Consider the following 17,465-nt stretch of genomic DNA (forward strand, 5'->3'; position numbering starts at 1 on the left):
TTTTATTTATCCAAAACTATCATTTTAAATTATGCGCAACACCATTGTAGATGTACTCGATATTGGCCCAGAGTGTATAGAGCGGTTTATTGATTTAGCCACGCTTTCGCAAATGCCAAACCTTGAAATAGAGCTGGCAGGTTGCTCAAATTTATTGGGTGATTATTGTGTTGCACGTACTAACCCGCTTGAACACACTCTTTTTTATACCTTAGCTGGGCAGGGCACGCTTAAAACCATTAATAACCAATATACACTTGCCGAAAATAGCTTAGCGATATTGCCTGCAAGGCAAAGTTTTGAGGTAGAAATAGCGAGCGAAAAATGGGATGTGATTTGGCTAAACCTTGCAAATACCAAGCGCTGGCAACATTTAAACTTAGCGCACGCTAAGGTATTAACTAATCAGCAATTAGCGCCATTACATTTAGCGATGGAGCTTTTATACAGCGAGGCAAACGCTACTTTGCGCGAAGGCGTAATGCCTATTTTAAGCCACTATTTAAACACTACGCTTCAAAGCGAGCCGCAAATAGGCGGGCAAAACAGATTAACCAGCTTGTTTTTAGAAGTAGAAGAACGCCTGCAATTTGATTGGACAATAGAGGCTATGTGCGAACAAGTACATTACTCAGCACCGCATTTACACAGGTTATGCCAGGCACAATTTGGTAAAAGCCCAATGCAGCAGCTTATTTATTTACGTATTAAACGGGCTAAAAACTTGCTACTAAATACCCGCTGGCCGGTTGCCCATATTGCCGCTTACGTGGGGTACCCTAATATATTTAATTTTTCAAAACGGTTTAAAAAATCAGTGGGCGTGTCACCCACTGAGTTTAGAAAAATGAGCATTTAAAAAATAGCTTGGTATAAAAAGCCTGCACCAATAGCCATAGTAATAATGACAAACAAAAAGGCGGCTATCATTTGGTTTTTAAAAATTGATTTAAGCAAAATAACTTCTGTTAAGCTTGCGCCCGCGCTGCCAATTATTAATGCCATTACCGAGCCAAGCGCCATGCCTTTTTTGACCAATGCGGCACTTAGCGGAATAACGGCTTCGGCTCTAATATAAAGTGGAATACCAATAATGGCTGCAATAGGAATGGCATACCACATACCATCGCCCGCATATTTAGCAATTAGCTCGGTAGGAATAAAGCCATAAATAAACGAGCCTATTGCTACCCCTAGCATTAAGTACGGAAACACTTGTTTAAAGTCTTTAAAGGTGGCGTGCCACACTTTTACCCAGCGATTAGGCTGCGCTTTTTTAGGCTCTATTGCTTTAGGTTCGCCGCAGTTTGTGGTTGCACAGCTTGGCTCAACTTCTTTAGGCTCACTACAGCTTGGTTTTGCGCAGCTACTAGTAGATTCTGTGTTGTAAGCTTCTGGTTTTACATACCTTTCAAAGCCTAGCTTTTCAAGGGTATAGCCTGCAACAACCGACACCACCATAGCCACTAAAAAGTAAAATAAAGCGACCTGCCAGCCAAAGGTAATTACAAATAACCCAATGATCACCGGGTTAAGTAGCGGGCTGCCAAATAAAAATACCATCATAGGGCCAAAGCCCGCTCTCGCTCTTAATAATCCTTTTAAAAACGGAATGGTTGAGCACGAACAAAATGGTGTAATAGCCCCCAATAAAGCAGCAACAACGTAACCCTTACCGTTTTTTGAACTTAAAATGGATTGAATTTTTTCGGGTGTTATAAATAGCTGTAAAACACCCACTAAATAACTAATAACAATAAATAAAATAGTTAACTCTGTAGCTAAAAAGGCAAACATGCCTAACGCCTCTTTTGCCATTGCTAGCATTTCATTACTCATAACGCACTCCAAAGTACACAAGGTATAACTTACGTTAAGTAAGTTATATTTCGAATTTTATGGAAGTATATTGATGAGCAATAATATCGTCAATACTTTATTTCTAAATATATAGAAATAATTTTTATGCCCTTGTTTTTAAATGTTTTATTTTTTAACTTTTAAGGTAACTTGCTAATAAAGCTGTATTTAAAGATTCAAATTGTTATTATTTCTAATAATTTAGAAATTACGAGGTTGTAATGGAAATTATCGACGTTGCAAAAGCATTAAAAGAATTAGGCCATCCTACGCGTTTAACTATATATAAGCGTGTAGTTAAAGCAGGGCACACTGGAATTAGTGTTGGCAATATACAAGAAGAGCTAAGCATGGCGGGCTCTACACTTTCGCACCATATATCGGGCTTAGTTAATGCTGGGCTAATTAGCCAAAGGCGCGAAGGGCGCACGCTTTATTGCGTGGCTATGTACCAGCGCTTAGACGATGTAATTGGTTTTTTACAAAACGAATGTTGTGTAGACGAAGGGCAGTAAACTTTTATCAACGGTTTTGCGCGTTGTTTATTGACCTCAAGACGCGTGCGGGTTTAATATGCCGCTGTTCCTAGTTTGTAAAATAGGAACCTACTTTAAATTTAATTAGGTAATGGATGCGCTCAAACTACTTTTTAGTCGTGATACTTCTTGTGCTTGTACACAGCTTTATTAGCTGTGATGCTGCCGCGTATCATTTACAAGAAGAAGTCGATCATGCTTCGCACATTCAGTCTGTGGCCGATACAAACGATGAAGACGCGCAACCACCTCCCGAAATTCATGCCCATCAACATTGCCACTGTGGTTACTACAGTACACTAAATCACTCTATAAACCCTGAAAAAAGCCAAGCAGCTCAGCCTGCTTGCTACAATGGTTTAAATTACCCACCAGATGTTCCGCCACCCAATTTTTATAGCTAGTTTTTAATTTTAAACACTTTGTATATAACTGCCTGCGCCTGTTCGCTACAAGGCTAGTTATGTACATATTTAGGTTGCTTAATCGCGCTTGTTTTTAAAATAGGCATAGTGATTAAGCCAACTCTGTTTGTTAAAACGGATATGCTATATGAACAAAAAACTACTTATGCTGGTGGCGCTACTGTGTGCATTACCAACATTGAGCGCTTTGGCAAAAAGCGAGCCTCAAAACGTATTAACGCTAAAGCAAGCGCTTAAAAATACCGAGCAGCAAAACTTACAGCTTAAACGCTACCCTTACCATCAAAAAATATTAACCGCGCTTAAAAGCCAAGCCGCGCTTTCACCTAACCCTGAGCTGAGCTTTGAAGCTGAAAACTTTTTAGGAACTCATGGCTCTCATGCGTTTTCGGGGGCGCAGTACACGCTGGCTTTGAGCCAGTTAATTGAGCTTGGCGATAAACGCCAAAATCGTATTAATTACGCTACTGCAAATATAAAAGCGCAAACAATTGAGTATAAAAATACTCGGTTAGCACTTTTAGCAACCACCGCTGAGCGTTATTACCAAGTATTAAAATTTCAGGCGTTAATTGCACTAAACAGTGAGCGTAAAAACACTGTTAAGCAGGCACTCAACGCAATTGAAAAACGCGCTAAAGCCGGTGCGGTCTCAAGTGCTGATGTAACCCGCATGCGCTATGCATTAAGCCAAGTAGATTTAAACACGGCCATGCTACAAAGTGAATTTGAGCGCTCTCGCTTAGCACTCAATGAGCTTTGGCAAGAGGAGCAAGTGAGTGATTACTATACGGGCGATTTATCAAAAATAGCTGCTATTAAAAGTGAGGCAGCGTTACTTGATATGGTAAATACAGCGCCTGAGTTTGCACTGCTACAGCAGCAATATATGCAACAAACTGCCAACTTAGCACTGCAAAAATCAACGGGTCAAAGTGATTTAACCCTTGGTGGTGGTGTGCGATATAACCAGCAAACTGATGCCAGCTCGTTAGTGTTTTCGTTTTCAATGCCGCTGCAATTAAGTAACGCTAATAGCGGGAATATTGAGGCTGCGCAGCATCAGCTTACGCTACTTAATGAGCAACAAGGGCAATTACGTATACAGTTACGTAAGCAAATACGCACGCTCTATGCGTATTACCAAGGTAAAGCGGCGCAAGCACAGCTTTTAACACAGAGCGTTATTCCACAAGCGCAAACGCTCATAAAACAAAGTTTAAAAAGCTATCAACAAGGGCAAATATCGGTATTGCAATTACTCGACGCACAGCAAGCTTTATTTGATTCTAAACGCGCACTTATCATAACGCATAGCGAGCTATACCAAGTGCTCCTTACCCTTGAGCGTTTAACTGGTCAACCTTTAATTGAGACTCATCAATCATGAATAAAACTCTTATCGCATTATTAATTACGCAATTACTTACACTCCCATTTTTGAGTAGCATGGCTATGGCATCTGATGACAATCACGAAGAAAGTCATGGTGACAGCCACGAACAAGGCCATAAAGACGAACACACACAAAAAGGCCCGCATGGCGGCTTTTTACTAACCAATAACACGCTTAATTTAGAGCTTAAATTAATCCAGTTTGCCGGTAATACTGAGCTGCGAATATATGGGTTTAAGAACGGTAAAGCCGTTGATGTAAACCAGTTAGAGGTAACCATAAACGTGCAGCGTTTAAGTGAAGCGCCACAGCTTATTCGCTTTAAAGCTGAAGATGACTATTTAGTGAGTACCGTGAGCGTAAACGAGCCGCATTCTTTTAAGCTTGATGTAATGGCTCGCTATAAAGGCGCTGAAATAAATTATCATTATGAGCAAGAAGAAGGGCGCACAACGCTAAGCGAGAAAGCAGTTGAACGCGCTGGTATTAAAACTGACATTGCAAAAGCAGGTAGCGTTGAGCTAACCGATACTTTATTTGGTGTTATAGCACCCACTGCGCAGAGCACCGTTGAAGTAATGGCGCCTTATACTGGCTTAGTTAACGATATTTTTGTAAGCATTGGCCAAAACGTTAAAAAAGGCGATAAGCTTGCCAGCATAACCAACCGCGAAACCCTACAAAATTACGCCATAAAAAGCCCAATTACAGGCGTTATTACTGAGCAATATTTAAAGCGCGGCGAGCTTGCCAGTAGCGCTTTAATGCAAATAGTAAACCTTGAAACCGTATGGGTGGAGCTGTCGGCCTTTCCCGATAACATTGAAAAGCTCGCCATAGGGCAAAGCGCTACAGTGTATGACTTACATCATCATTTAAATGCCCAAGGTGAGGTGTTTTACATAGCCCCAATGATGAGTGGCGGGCATATTGCGCGTGCGCGAATCGAGCTTAAAAACCCTGATGGCCATTGGCGACCTGGTATGCATGTTAATAGTGATATTAGCATTGCAAAAATAGATGTGGCTGTACGCGTTAAAGCGATTGCTGTTCAAGAGTTTAACGGCAAACCTAGCGTGTTTATAAAAAGTGGCAATGTGTTTGAAGTACGCCCAGTAAAACTCGGTGCTAAAAACAGCGAATGGGTAGAAGTGCTCGAAGGGCTTTCGCCAAACAGTGAGTACGTAACTGAGAATAGTTATGTAATTAAAGCCGATATTTTAAAAAGCGGCGCAAGTCACTCTCACTAGGAGGCAACATGATTAACTGGATAGTTTCGTTTGCGGTTAAGCGCCGAATGATGGTGCTTGCACTCACACTTTTATTTGCTGGGTTTGGCGTATACAACACACAAAATTTAGCCGTTGATGCCGTACCCGATATAACCAATGTGCAAGTGCAAATAAATACCAAGGCGCCGGGTTTTACCCCGCTTGAAGCCGAGCAGCGTATTACATATTTGATTGAAACTGCAATGGCGGGTATTCCTAAGCTTGATTACACCCGCTCAATTTCGCGTTATGGGCTCTCGCAAGTAACCGTTATTTTTAATGAAGGGACCGATATTTATTGGGCGCGCCAGCAAATTAGTGAGCGCATTCAAAGTATTCGTTCAGACCTACCAGCCAATATTGAACCAAACTTAGGGCCAATTGCCAGCGGGTTAGGGGAGATTTTTACTTATTCTGTGCATGCAAATAACGGTGCATTAAAAGATGATGGTACGCCATTTAATGCAGAAGATTTACGTACCCTGCAAGATTGGGTTATTCGCCCGCAGCTATTAAAAGTAAAAGGCGTTACCGAAATAAACAGCCAAGGGGGTTTTGAGCGCCAGTACCAAGTAGCGCCCATGCCAGAAAAGCTACTCGCTTATAAGCTTACGCTTAGTGATGTTATTACGGCACTTAAATTAAATAACAGTAACCAAGGCGCAGGATTTATAGAGCGTTTTGATGGGCAATATTTAGTGCGCTCGCCGGGGCAATTAAAAACCATTGATGATATAGCCAATACCGTAGTTGCTAAGCGAGATGATGCACCCGTTCGCATAAAAGATGTGGCCAACGTGCGTTTAGGCAAAGAGCTCAGAACCGGCGCCGCTACTTATAATGGTAAAGAAACCGTGCTTGGCACCGCCATGATGCTCATTGGTGAAAACAGCCGCGTAGTGGCAAAAGCCATGGCAGATAAACTCAAAGATGTACAGCTAAGCCTACCAGCAGGTGTAGTGGTTGAGGCTGTTTATGACCGTACAACCCTTGTTGATAAAACCATAGACACTGTAAAAACCAACCTGTTTGAAGGCGCGGTGCTGGTGGTTGTTATTTTACTGCTACTACTGGGTAACGTAACTGGCGCATTGATTACGGCCATGGTTATTCCGCTTAGTATGTTATTTGCCATAACCGGTATGGTAGGTAATAGGGTGTCGGGTAACTTAATGAGCCTAGGCGCAATCGATTTTGGTTTAATTGTTGATGGCGCTGTAATTGTAGTTGAAAACTGCTTAAGGCAACTTGGCCTTGCGCAACATAAGCATGGCAGGCAACTTACACTAAACGAGCGTTTAAATGTGGTAACCGCCGCCACTAAAGAAGTGTTCAGCCCAGCAGTATTTGGCATTTTAATTATTATGCTGGTGTATTTACCGCTGTTTGCATTAAGTGGTGTTGAGGGCAAAATGTTTCAGCCAATGGCGTTTACCGTTGTAGCCGCACTAGTTGGCGCACTTATTTTTGCAGTAACTTTTGTACCTGCCGCCATTGCGGTATTTGTACGCGCTAAGGTGAGTGAGAGCGAAAATGCCGTGATGCGCGGAATTAAAAAAGGCTATAAACCGCTACTTGGCTTATCGCTTAAATTACCGTGGATGATGGTTAGTATTGCGGGTGTGCTTGTAATTGCGCTTGGCTTTAAAGTTAAAAATATGGGGGCTGAATTTTTACCGCAGCTTGATGAGGGCGATATCGCTATGCATGCGCTGCGCATTACCGGCACCGGTATTGAGCAATCGGTAAAAATGCAAAAAGAGCTTGAGCAAGCCATTTTAGCTAAGCCGGAGGTGGCAAAAGTATTTTCAAAAATTGGTACTCCCGATGTAGCAAACGATCCTATGCCACCTAACGTTGCCGACACCTTTTTAATGTTAAAACCTCGCGATCAATGGCCAAATCCTGCTTTAAGCAAAGAAGAACTGGTTAAGCAAATTCGTCATTTAGTTAATGAAGTACCCGGTAATAACTATGAGTTTACCCAACCAATAGAAATGCGCTTTAACGAGCTAATTGCTGGCGTGCGCGCCGATGTGGCTGTGCGTATTTATGGCGATGATTTATCAACATTAAAACAGTTCGGTGAAAAAGCCACAGCCTTGGTACAAAATATTACTGGCGCAACCGATGTACGCCTTGAGCAAATGGAAGGCCTGCCTACACTTTCGGTAACGCCGCTTCGCGACCACATGGCGCTGTTAGGCTTAACCGTAACCGATATACAGCAAAGTGTAAGTGCTGCTATAGGTGGTGTAAAAACTGGGCTAATTTATGTAGGCGACAAACGTTTTTCGTTATTAGTGCGTTTAGATGAGCGTTGGTCTAGCGATATAACACAGCTTGCACGTTTACCTGTTGCTGTGCCAAAAAGTGCTAATCCCGACCTTGCATTTGTACCGCTGGGCGAAGTTGCAAATATTAGTATTAATAAAGGGCCTAATCAAATAAACCGTGAAAGCGGTAAGCGTAATGTTGTAGTAACTGCAAATGTAGAAGGGCGCGATTTAGCAAGCTTTGTAAGCGATGCGCAAGCNCACGTTTGAACAACTAGAATCGGCAAGTAAGCGGCTATCGCTGGTGGTACCGGTTACTTTATTACTTATATTTGGCCTGCTTTATAGCGCGTTTAATTCACTGCGTGATTCGTTTATTATATTTAGTGGCGTACCACTTGCCCTTAGTGGTGGTGTGCTCGCGTTACTGCTACGCGATATGCCGTTATCAATATCGGCAGGTGTGGGGTTTATCGCGCTAAGTGGTGTAGCGGTATTAAATGGTGTGGTTATGCTGTCGTTTATTAAACAGTTAAGAGCTGATGGGCTTAGTTTGATAGATGCAATACAAAGCGGTGCGCTTTCGCGCTTGCGACCAGTACTTATGACGGCTTTAGTGGCGAGTTTAGGGTTTATTCCTATGGCGCTAAATACAGGCACCGGCGCTGAGCTACAAAGGCCGCTGGCAACGGTTGTGGTTGGCGGAATTATTTCATCAACTCTACTGACGCTATTAATATTGCCTGCGCTTTATAAATTAGTGCATGCAAAATTTACTAGGCATCAAGCTGCTTAGCTAATTGCATCTTGTTAAGTAATGTAAAAAGCAGCTGTAATTACAGCTGCTTTTTTGTTGTTAGGTAAACATTGCAGATTAATTATATTGAAACAGGTTATCCCAGCGCTCATCCAAAATAGTCTTGGCATGATCTAAATTTATTGCACTATACACATCGTTAGTGCAGGTTACTAAACGCATCCGAGTGAGCTTTTCAAGCGCATCGCTAATTTCAAAGTCGAGTTCGCATTTATACTTTGTTTTAAACCACGCCTCTATTTGCTCATCAAGCATTTGTGCGCTTAAGCCACTTTCTGATTTTAGTAAAAATGTATAGGCAAGCAGGGCTTCTTTTATGTCTTCTTCTTCGGCGGCGTCAATAAGGGTATGAAAAACACCGGCATTGTTATCTAGATTTTTAAAGTAGAGGTTATCGCTTAGCGCTTTCATAAATTTAATTTTACGGTTTTTAAATTTACTCCACTCTTTAAAAATAAAGCTGCCAAAAACCCCCATTCCAATAGCAAAGGTAATAAAGTGTTGTTGGGTCATTTCTACGGCTTCACTTCTAAAGCCACCCCAAAAAGCAAATAAAGCAAATAACAATAAAATAGATGCGCCAAGCTTAGTGATTAATACCACAGCACCGCCTACTAAAGCCGATGAGCCAATAATCACTTTATCTATAGGGCGCATACGTACTTCGCTATTTGGAAATAGCATTTCAAGGTCGGCTTTGGGTACATTTTGAAACAGCTTAACTATGGTAGAGCTTGGTTCAAACCCTAAAGGCGTTTTATTTTTAGCCTCAAAGTAGGCTTTATCTTTAAAGCGAATAAACACTGCAACGCGGTCGTAATTGGTAAAGTGCAGGGGCTTTTTACGCAAGCCCCAAAAGCTGGTTATTGTTTCAGTAAGTTGTGATTCGCCACGACGATAAAAAACCACTTCTTCAAAGTCGTCAAACTCTACCTCAAGGCGTACTTTAAATAGTGACTCTTCGTTGAGTGCATCTTGTAGGTCTTGATGGGTGATCACTTCAAAGTTAGCTGCATTAAGTACCTTAGCAAAATCTTTAGCAAATTCGCGTTGGCACTGCGCTTTTTGATCAGCGGATACTGGCGCTAAAGATCGCGTATCGCTATTGGGATCAAAGGGCGCGTAGTTATTTTTGAGCGACTCAAGTGTTGAATGGTAATCGTAATGGATAAGGCTTGCTAATAAATCGCAAAATTGTTTAAACGATGTTTGCTCTGAGTTGTTTGTGAGCTCAGCGCTGCACATATCAACAATATCTTGTTTTCTAAAGGGAATAAAACGTGCACTTTGCATAAATTTTAACTGCTTTGGTAGGTATTTAGCTGCATTGGCACATAATAAAATATTCTTATAAATATTGCTAATTTGTTAACAGTTATATGGGGGTAAATCTTTAACTGTTTTCAGCGTGTATTAACGTAAATATGTAAGAATTAACCCATTGAGCAACGGCTTATCATCACAAGCAAAAAAGGATTTACATGGCTATTCAAAAAAAACTAAAAGAAAAAACACGGCACTTTATAGATTCTAAACATATGCTAACAGGCATTACCGTAGCGTCGTTTTTAGAATCTACGATAGTCCCTATTCCGCTTGAAGCAGTGCTTGTGCCTCTTATGCAAGCACGTCGTGAAAAGCTTTGGTTAATAGCGCTTATGGCTACAGTTGGGTGCGTGATTGGTGCTTTATTTGGTTATGCGCTGGGTTATTACCTATTTGACGCTATAGGTGACTGGGTTATTGAAATGTTTTCAAGCCAAGAGCAATTTGAAAATGTTAAGCAGCAAATGCAAAGCCAAGGTTTTTGGTTTGTAATGACGCTGGGCATTGTGCCCATTCCGTTTCAAATTGCGATGCTTGCCGCTGGGGCTACGAAATACTCTATTGGTTTGTTTTTATTAGCCTCTGGTATTGCTCGTTCAATTCGCTATTTTAGTTTAGCCGTTGTTGTATATTACGCAGGTAATAAAGCCGAGCAAATAATCAGTAAACACAAAACTAAAGCGATGATTGCTATTACTATTTTAATATTAGCTTTATGGGGCCTTAGCACTCTAATATAGTTTTATGCTTGGTTGGTATAGTTAAGTAAGCTGCTCAGCGCGACTAAAACTGTGTAGGTACTAATGCAAATGTGGGTTTGTAGCTTTGCATTGTATTTGTGTCTGCATTGCTCAACTCTTTGTATTCAAGGTGGTGAAATAACCCAGCAAGTACAGGGTAAGGTAACCTTTTATAACGGTTTTTTCTGGTGTGCTATAGTTTGTTAATAACGCACTAAAAAGCGCCACCCTATGATTGAAACTGTAAAACTTACCGTTAGGCTGTCTAACTTTTATAAAATGAGTTGGATAAATAAGGCGGTAAGTATAGCGTTACTGCTCTACATTATTGTTTTCTCACTTTATGCTTTAAATACTTTCCCCCCTTTAGATGTGCAAAATAACGTGTACGGTTTTACTACCGACTTTTGCAACCTTATTGTGCTTATATTTTTATTTTGGATAGTGCAGTGCTCTGAGCTTTCAAAACAAGCGTATGTGTTTTCTACATTGGGTTTATTGCTATGGAGTATGGGCACAACGGCCGATGTAATAGATGAATTAGTTGTGCAGCCCTATTGGATGAGTGTTTATTTTGAAGACTTATGCAGAACCATGGGAATGCTTTTTACCGCCTATGGCTTATTTAAAACCATGCGCTTTGTGCAAAGTATTCATAACCGTTTAGCGCGCGAACTAATTACTGATGACTTAACACAAGTACATAATAGGCGTTATTTTTATCGGCATGTTAAAACCGCCTCCGCCACGCCTTATGTGATTTTAATTGTTGATATTGATCATTTTAAGGCTATTAATGATGAATTTGGCCATGATGAGGGTGACTTAGTACTACAGCAGTTAGCTACTAAGTATAATAGTGCATTTGTTAATAATGCAGTATTTGCTCGTTTAGGCGGTGAGGAGTTTGGCGGCTATTTGCCCACCGGTAATATAAGCCAAGCGGCTGAATTTTGTGGGCAACTAATAGACATTGCACACAATATTAAAGTTAAACAGGTCAAACAGCTTACCGTAAGTATTGGTATGGCGCTGCAAAGCGCTAACGAGCCCCTCGACAAGGTAATGAAGCGGGCAGACATGGCTTTATACGTTGCTAAAAATAATGGCCGAGATCAATATAAAATAGCCCCTTAAGCTTTCTACGCAAATATCCTTATTATTTGCACATTTATTACACTTTTAAACGTTTTCGTAAAGAACTGTCAGCGAGGGTAATACTTTGTAAACTATGAAATTAAAATGCAGCAAAGAAGTCATAATAGTGATTTTAATAATAAGGAAACTTTAATGACCAACTCTCTGTTGAAAGCTGCTTTACCTCTAAGTTTAATGTCTATTTTAGTTGGTTGTGGCGGCAGCGACGGCTCAAGTGATACAGGCTACGTACAATTATATAACGGCTCATATAACAGCCCATATACGCGTTTATTTGTAGACGAAACTGAGCGCTCAGGCACTGATTTTGCTGATGTAACCACGCGTCATAATTACAGCACCGGCACTTACGATTTAAGCTTTGAATACTTAGATGCAAACGACAGCTACATTACAATTAGCGAACAAGAAGTATCAATCAAAGGGGACAAAACCGAACTAATTGTAATGAGCGGTAACTTTGACGAACCTACGTTCACAGAGCTAAGCGTGCCCATTTCAAGTGATACAGATGAGTTTAACTTAGGTTTTTACAATATCACCAGTGAAGACACTAGCTACGATATTTACCTAGCAACCGATGATGGCGTATTTGAAAGTGCTGAACTATTTACATCAACACAGTATTTAAGTGAACTAGATTTACAAACCCTTGATGAGGGTTACTACACAATTTATATCACTGAGGCAGGTAGCACTGATGTAGTGTATGAGTCGGAGTCGGTTTATTTTTACGATGAAGAAAGCTACGTAGCCATGATCCGCCCAAGCTATGCAACAGAAGAAAACGGTATCACGCTCGATATTGTGACTGACAATAACTATGTTACAGCACTAAAGCACCAATCAGCGTTAGGCCAATTGCGCTTTATAAATACCGTTGACGATTACTCGCCAGTTAGCTTTAGCACGACCCGTGGCACCACAGTTAACGATACTAATACGGTAGCAAGCGATACCTACACCGATTACGTTGAGCTTTCGCCAAACAGTTACAGCGTTGCAATGTACGACGAAGAGGGCACTAAGCTTGCCGATAACTTTTTAATGACCCTAGAGCGCGAGCAAAGTGCGGTAGGCGTTTTTTACAACGATGTCGATAATGGTTTACGCATGATGAGTGTTGAGGAAAACCTAACACCTAGCAGCTACAGCCATACTATTTCGGTTGTTAACCTAATTGAAAGCTACGCAGGGCAAACAGTAAGCGAAGTTGACGTGTACTTTACCTTAAATGGTGAAACCGTTGATGACGCCACCAATGTAATTGATGGCTTAGATAGATACGATCAAGAAGAAATTGATGTAGATGATGAAGCTTACACTGTGTATGCCGTATACGAAGATAACGGCCAACAAATAGTGTTAATTCAACAAAGCGATATAGATTTTACCGAAGAAGGTAACTATATCTTAATTTTAGAGCACGATGAGACAACCAGTTCAGGCTTTAAAATGAGTGTAACGCGCACAATTACAGACAGCGTAGAATAAGCAACTTGTAACACGTTCTAGAAAGTAAAAGCCCTAAGCATTATTGTTTGGGGCTTTTTTTTGCCTAGCTGTAGCGTGATTTTGTTTACATTAAATAAACCCATATATAAGCAGATTGCTATAACTTTTAAAAATTTTAGGTACACTCATAACATAATAAATAAAAAGAGCGTGCCATGGATGAGTTTTTAGGAATAGTGGGTTTATTTGCATTTGCAATAATGGCCGGTGCTATTTGCGGTATTGTCGCAATTGCACAACTTAGTAATTTAAAGCAAGAAATTGCCCAATTAAAAGCAAAAGTACTTAGTTTAGAATTAGCTAACAACGCACAAAGCCACGCTGAAAACGCCGATAAAAGCACCGATAAAAGCACCGATTGCTCCACAGCTGAACATGCAGACACGGCTCAAACAAATAGCAATGAGGCGACTTTTAATCAAGTTAGTCCTAATCAATCCAATCAGCCAAGTCAGCCTCGTGGGCAGGTAAGAACGCCAGCTTCAGCAATAAAGCCTCCCGCTAATGCTTCTGCCAGTAAACATAAGCAAGGCAGTAAAAATCTCAAACCCACACTTTTCACTTCTTTTTTTGAAAAACTGCGTAGCGACTTTGAGCAAAACTGGATGACCTGGATAGGCGCAATCGCATTGGCGCTAGGCGGTATATTTTTAGCAAAGTACAGTTTAGAAGCCGGGTTGCTCTCTCCTGCAATGCGATTAACCCTAGGCGGTGTATTTGGTGGAGGCTTAATTGCAGCCGCAGCTTATATGCATTACAAAAATAGTGTATTTGAAGGGTTTAATAACTATATACCTGCAGCGCTTGCCAGTGGGGGGGTTATTACGTGCTTTGCACTGACCTTATTAGCGTATAGCAGCTATAACATGATCAGCCCTTTAACAGCATTTGTTGTCCTTGGGGTTATTGCCATAAGTGCGAGCGCTATGGCAATAATGCTTGGCCCAGTATTAGCCGTACTAGGTATTATTGGTGCTTATTGTGTCCCCGTGCTGATTAACACTGGCAGCAATAATTTATTTGCGCTTTATATGTACATTGGATTTGTGAGCTTATCTGCTGCGCTGGTCGCGTATAAAGTGCAGCGTGCATGGCTGTGGTATTTACTTTGGGCGGGGCATTTTAGCTGGTATGTTGTTGGTTTTACTTTAGCTACCAGCAGCAACATTTGGCTTATGGGCACGTATGGGCTATTAAGTGTTATTGGTTTAATTGCCGTGCCACGCTTGGGGTTAAAACTTGCGGTGGTTGAAACTCGCCCACATAGTTTAAAGCGCCTAATAAACGCACTCCCTAGTAACCCTTTAATGCTTGCCTGTATTGTCCCTTTGTTACTGGCTATGCTTTTTGATAGTAATAACTACTTACAGTGGCAAATAATAAATGCGTTAAGCATATTAACATTGCTGTTTTTAGTGCTTAAAAATAGCCGCTGGGATTTATGGCAAGGGGTGGCGATGCTAATAGCTGTACTCTGGCTATTAAGCACGCCTTTTTATTATGCTGATTATTCTGACTCGCTATTTATATTTAGGCACCAATATGGTGGCGCTATATTTTTAGGGTTAGCGCTCAGCGTATATGGGATTTATTTTGGTATAAAGTGGCAACCTAAACGATTGGCTTTTCATATTACCGCCTCGTTTAGCGTTTTTATAATGATTGCCACCTTATACGCTATAATCCCAAACCATGCGTTGGCCGCAGCCTATCCACTGTGGGCATTGATACTACTTACAAGTAGCGCCATTTTAATTAAGTGCGCAATAGGTGGCGCAACGCTTTTTCAGCGCTTTACATATTGGGTGGGGGCAAATGCCAACATCACGCTTGCTATTACTATGTTATTAAATGACAGCGGGCTAACCATTGCACTGGCTATTCAAGTTTTACTCATTAGCGTGTTAATAAACCGCTATCGGGTGCCTATGCCACATTGGCCAATTAAAGCGCTGGTGGCTGCATTACTAATTCGCCTTACACTGTCACCGTGGACCCCAAGTTACGAGGCGCTTAGTGTATTGGGTGTGCACTGGAGCTTAGTAGTTTATCCTTTGTGTGTGGTGTTATTTTACACTGCAGCCAAATGCTTTAACGCATCGCAGTTAAAAGTTTGGCTTGAAGGCGCAGCGCTGCATTGCTTGGCGTTATTTATTACCACCGAAACCAGTTATCAACTGGTAGGACACTATCCGCAGTTTGATTCTTTGAGCTTTTATGAACAAGCTTTACTCACCTGTAATTGGCTTGCGCTGGGTTGTGTATATTTACACCGTGCTCGTATTGCCGATAGCTTAGCTAAATTATACCAAGTGGCAGGCATAGCATTAGCAGGTGCTGCGGGTGTTACTGCACTGAGCACCTTACTAAACGCTAATCCATTTTTAAGCTCTATTTATATTGGCGAATATTTTGTATTTAATTGGCTATTTTTGCTTTGGTTAGTGCCTGCGGGTCTCGTGCTTTGGCTTTATACGTTAATTAAACCGCTGTATACAAAAGCTGCGCCATTTATACTCACAGTAGCGGGTGTATTGAGTGTGCTGGCAATTAATGGCTTTATACGCCAATACTGGCAAGGCCCTTATATTTACTTATCAACAGGTGCAAGCAACGCAGAGCTTTATAGCTACTCGGTTATTTGGCTTGTGTTAGGGGCTATTACTGTGGTGCTAGGGCATTTAAAAAATCAGCTATTAATCCAAAAAATAGGGTTAGGATTATTGGCAGCCGTTATTTTAAAAGTATTCTTAGTGGACATGGCTAATTTAACGGGGCTTTTAAAAGCGCTGTCGTTTATTGGCTTAGGCTTGTCGTTAGTGGGGCTTAGTTGGTTATTTCAAAAACTGCGAAGCCAAGCCAAACCAGCCTAATAATTAAGGGTTCCAACGCCTTGGTTTGTCCCGTCCTGAAATAGGTTGACGGTTTTAATGAAAGACTTGGTGCGAAAGCGCCAGGTCTTTTTTATGCACTTGATTTGGTGTTTTCATATCCAAACTTAAGTGCGGTCGCATTTCATTGTATATAAATATCGATTCTTCAACGAGCTGTTTTAACTCTGCCATATTGCGACATTTATACAGTAAAAACTCTTGCTTTAATATCCCGTTAATACGCTCTGCTAATGCGTTTTGATAACAGTCATACCCATCGGTCATCGATGGTCTAATGCCCTCTTTTAATAGCGCATTTTGATATACTTCAGAGCAATATTGTAAACCTCTATCTGAATGATGAATGGCATCACGTTTATATACGCGTTGCTTAATTGTCATTTCTAATGCTCTGACTACATCGGTTGCTTTCATTTCATCACTCAGCTCATAACCCATTATTTTTCGACTGTAAGCATCAGTGACTAACGATAGGTAATGCACGCCTTGCGCTGACTTTACGTATGTAATGTCACTAACGAAGACTTCCTCGGCCGCAGTAGGCATGTATTCCTTTAGTAAATTGGGATGCTTGCGCATCCAATGGTTACTGTTTGTTGTTTTAGTGTAATTTTTCTTTGGTTTTACAAGAAAGTCATGCTCTCTCAAATAATCAAAAAAACAATCACGACCTAGTTTAATGCCACGCTCTTGCAGGTCTGGCTTTATCATCAGATAAAGTTTCTTCCCACCAATACGAGGCATGAATTGCCGCCAGTACATCACTAATTCTTTGACTGGCTCCAATTCTTTATTCCGAGCATCTATTCTGCGCATAGCTTGATAGTAACCTTGTCGCGTTACGCCATATGCACGGCATAACGGAGTAAGCTTTATTTGATGGTTTTCTTTTGCGCGCGTGATAGCTCGGATATGTACTTTTTTCGCAAGCCCGCTCCATATTCTTCATCCATAATATTAATCATTTCATCTTTGATTAAATCCTTTAGGCGTAACTCTTCTATCTCGCGCTCTAAACGTTTAATTTTTTGTGCTGGGGTTTCTTTCGATTTAGGCATGTTGGCTATATAAGTTGGTTTAGACCAATCTAATTTACCATGTTTTCGCAGCCATACCAGAACGGTACTGCGGCCTTGAATACCGTAATGACTTTGCGCTTGTTTATAGGTGAAGTCGCCTTTTTCTACTTGCTCAACAATAGATAATTTAAAGCCTAATGTATAATCTCGCTGAGTACGCTTAACGTCTTTA

12 protein-coding genes and 1 pseudogene are annotated in these 17,465 nt (G+C 41.1%); 10 read left to right on the top strand and 3 right to left on the bottom strand.

Annotated features, from left to right (window positions below; genetic code table 11):
• The first annotated feature begins 31 nt into the window (after positions 1 to 31).
• Positions 32 to 859, top strand: coding sequence for an AraC family transcriptional regulator (locus L650_RS0109330; protein WP_029772944.1), 828 nt, complete (start codon positions 32 to 34; stop codon positions 857 to 859).
• Here L650_RS0109330 and L650_RS0109335 read toward each other — a convergent pair.
• A complete protein-coding gene (locus tag L650_RS0109335) occupies positions 856 to 1,839 on the bottom strand; it encodes a permease (protein ID WP_029772945.1) in 984 nt (327 codons plus the stop codon). The two genes, L650_RS0109330 and L650_RS0109335, sit on opposite strands and share 4 nt — an antisense overlap.
• A 242-nt stretch (positions 1,840 to 2,081) precedes the next feature.
• On the opposite strand from L650_RS0109335, the gene L650_RS0109340 reads away from it, so the two are divergent.
• The 5 genes and pseudogenes from L650_RS0109340 (at position 2,082) to L650_RS0109360 (ending at position 8,560) form a co-directional block, all read left to right on the top strand.
• Positions 2,082 to 2,375 carry an ArsR/SmtB family transcription factor gene (locus L650_RS0109340; RefSeq protein ID WP_024033207.1) on the top strand — a complete coding sequence of 98 codons (294 nt, stop codon included), beginning with the start codon at positions 2,082 to 2,084 and terminating at the stop codon, positions 2,373 to 2,375.
• 116 nt (positions 2,376 to 2,491) lie between these two features.
• Positions 2,492 to 2,800, top strand: a complete 309-nt coding sequence (locus tag L650_RS0109345) for a hypothetical protein (RefSeq protein WP_029772946.1) — start codon at positions 2,492 to 2,494, stop codon at positions 2,798 to 2,800.
• Between the two features lie 148 nt (positions 2,801 to 2,948).
• Positions 2,949 to 4,211, top strand: coding sequence for a TolC family protein (locus L650_RS0109350; protein ID WP_029772947.1), 1,263 nt, complete (start codon positions 2,949 to 2,951; stop codon positions 4,209 to 4,211).
• Positions 4,208 to 5,467: an efflux RND transporter periplasmic adaptor subunit gene (locus tag L650_RS0109355; RefSeq protein ID WP_029772948.1), complete on the top strand. Its 1,260-nt coding sequence runs from the start codon at positions 4,208 to 4,210 to the stop codon at positions 5,465 to 5,467. Before L650_RS0109350 ends, L650_RS0109355 begins: the two co-directional genes overlap by 4 nt.
• 8 nt (positions 5,468 to 5,475) lie before the next feature.
• Positions 5,476 to 8,560 (top strand): annotated as a pseudogene (locus tag L650_RS0109360) (efflux RND transporter permease subunit).
• 78 nt (positions 8,561 to 8,638) lie between these two features.
• Here L650_RS0109360 and L650_RS0109365 read toward each other — a convergent pair.
• Positions 8,639 to 9,874 (bottom strand): TMEM143 family protein, encoded by a 1,236-nt coding sequence (locus L650_RS0109365; RefSeq protein WP_029772949.1) that lies wholly within the window; start codon positions 9,872 to 9,874, stop codon positions 8,639 to 8,641.
• Positions 9,875 to 10,062: 188 nt separating this feature from the next.
• On the opposite strand from L650_RS0109365, the gene L650_RS0109370 reads away from it, so the two are divergent.
• From L650_RS0109370 to L650_RS0109385, 4 genes are all read left to right on the top strand, one after another.
• A complete protein-coding gene (locus L650_RS0109370; protein ID WP_029772950.1) occupies positions 10,063 to 10,647 on the top strand; it encodes a YqaA family protein in 585 nt (194 codons plus the stop codon).
• Between the two features lie 231 nt (positions 10,648 to 10,878).
• Positions 10,879 to 11,784 carry a GGDEF domain-containing protein gene (locus tag L650_RS0109375; RefSeq protein ID WP_029772951.1) on the top strand — a complete coding sequence of 302 codons (906 nt, stop codon included), beginning with the start codon at positions 10,879 to 10,881 and terminating at the stop codon, positions 11,782 to 11,784.
• A 153-nt stretch (positions 11,785 to 11,937) separates the two neighbouring features.
• A complete protein-coding gene (locus tag L650_RS0109380; RefSeq protein WP_024033201.1) occupies positions 11,938 to 13,299 on the top strand; it encodes a DUF4397 domain-containing protein in 1,362 nt (453 codons plus the stop codon).
• Positions 13,300 to 13,475: 176 nt separating this feature from the next.
• On the top strand, positions 13,476 to 16,193 hold the full coding sequence (locus L650_RS0109385) for a DUF2339 domain-containing protein (RefSeq protein ID WP_029772952.1): 2,718 nt from the start codon (positions 13,476 to 13,478) through the stop codon (positions 16,191 to 16,193).
• Positions 16,194 to 16,247: 54 nt separating this feature from the next.
• Here the strand turns inward: L650_RS0109385 and L650_RS23700 are convergent.
• Positions 16,248 to 17,465 (bottom strand): IS3 family transposase gene (locus tag L650_RS23700; protein WP_128081048.1). Its coding sequence is split into 2 segments (ribosomal slippage), with 1,219 coding nucleotides annotated over them: positions 16,248 to 17,131 and positions 17,131 to 17,465; the frame shifts between segments, so codons are not numbered across the junction. This gene is flagged as partial in the annotation.

The sequence above is a fragment of the Pseudoalteromonas sp. TB51 genome (genome assembly GCF_000498055.1).
GTDB classification, from domain to species: Bacteria; Pseudomonadota; Gammaproteobacteria; order Enterobacterales; family Alteromonadaceae; genus Pseudoalteromonas; species Pseudoalteromonas atlantica.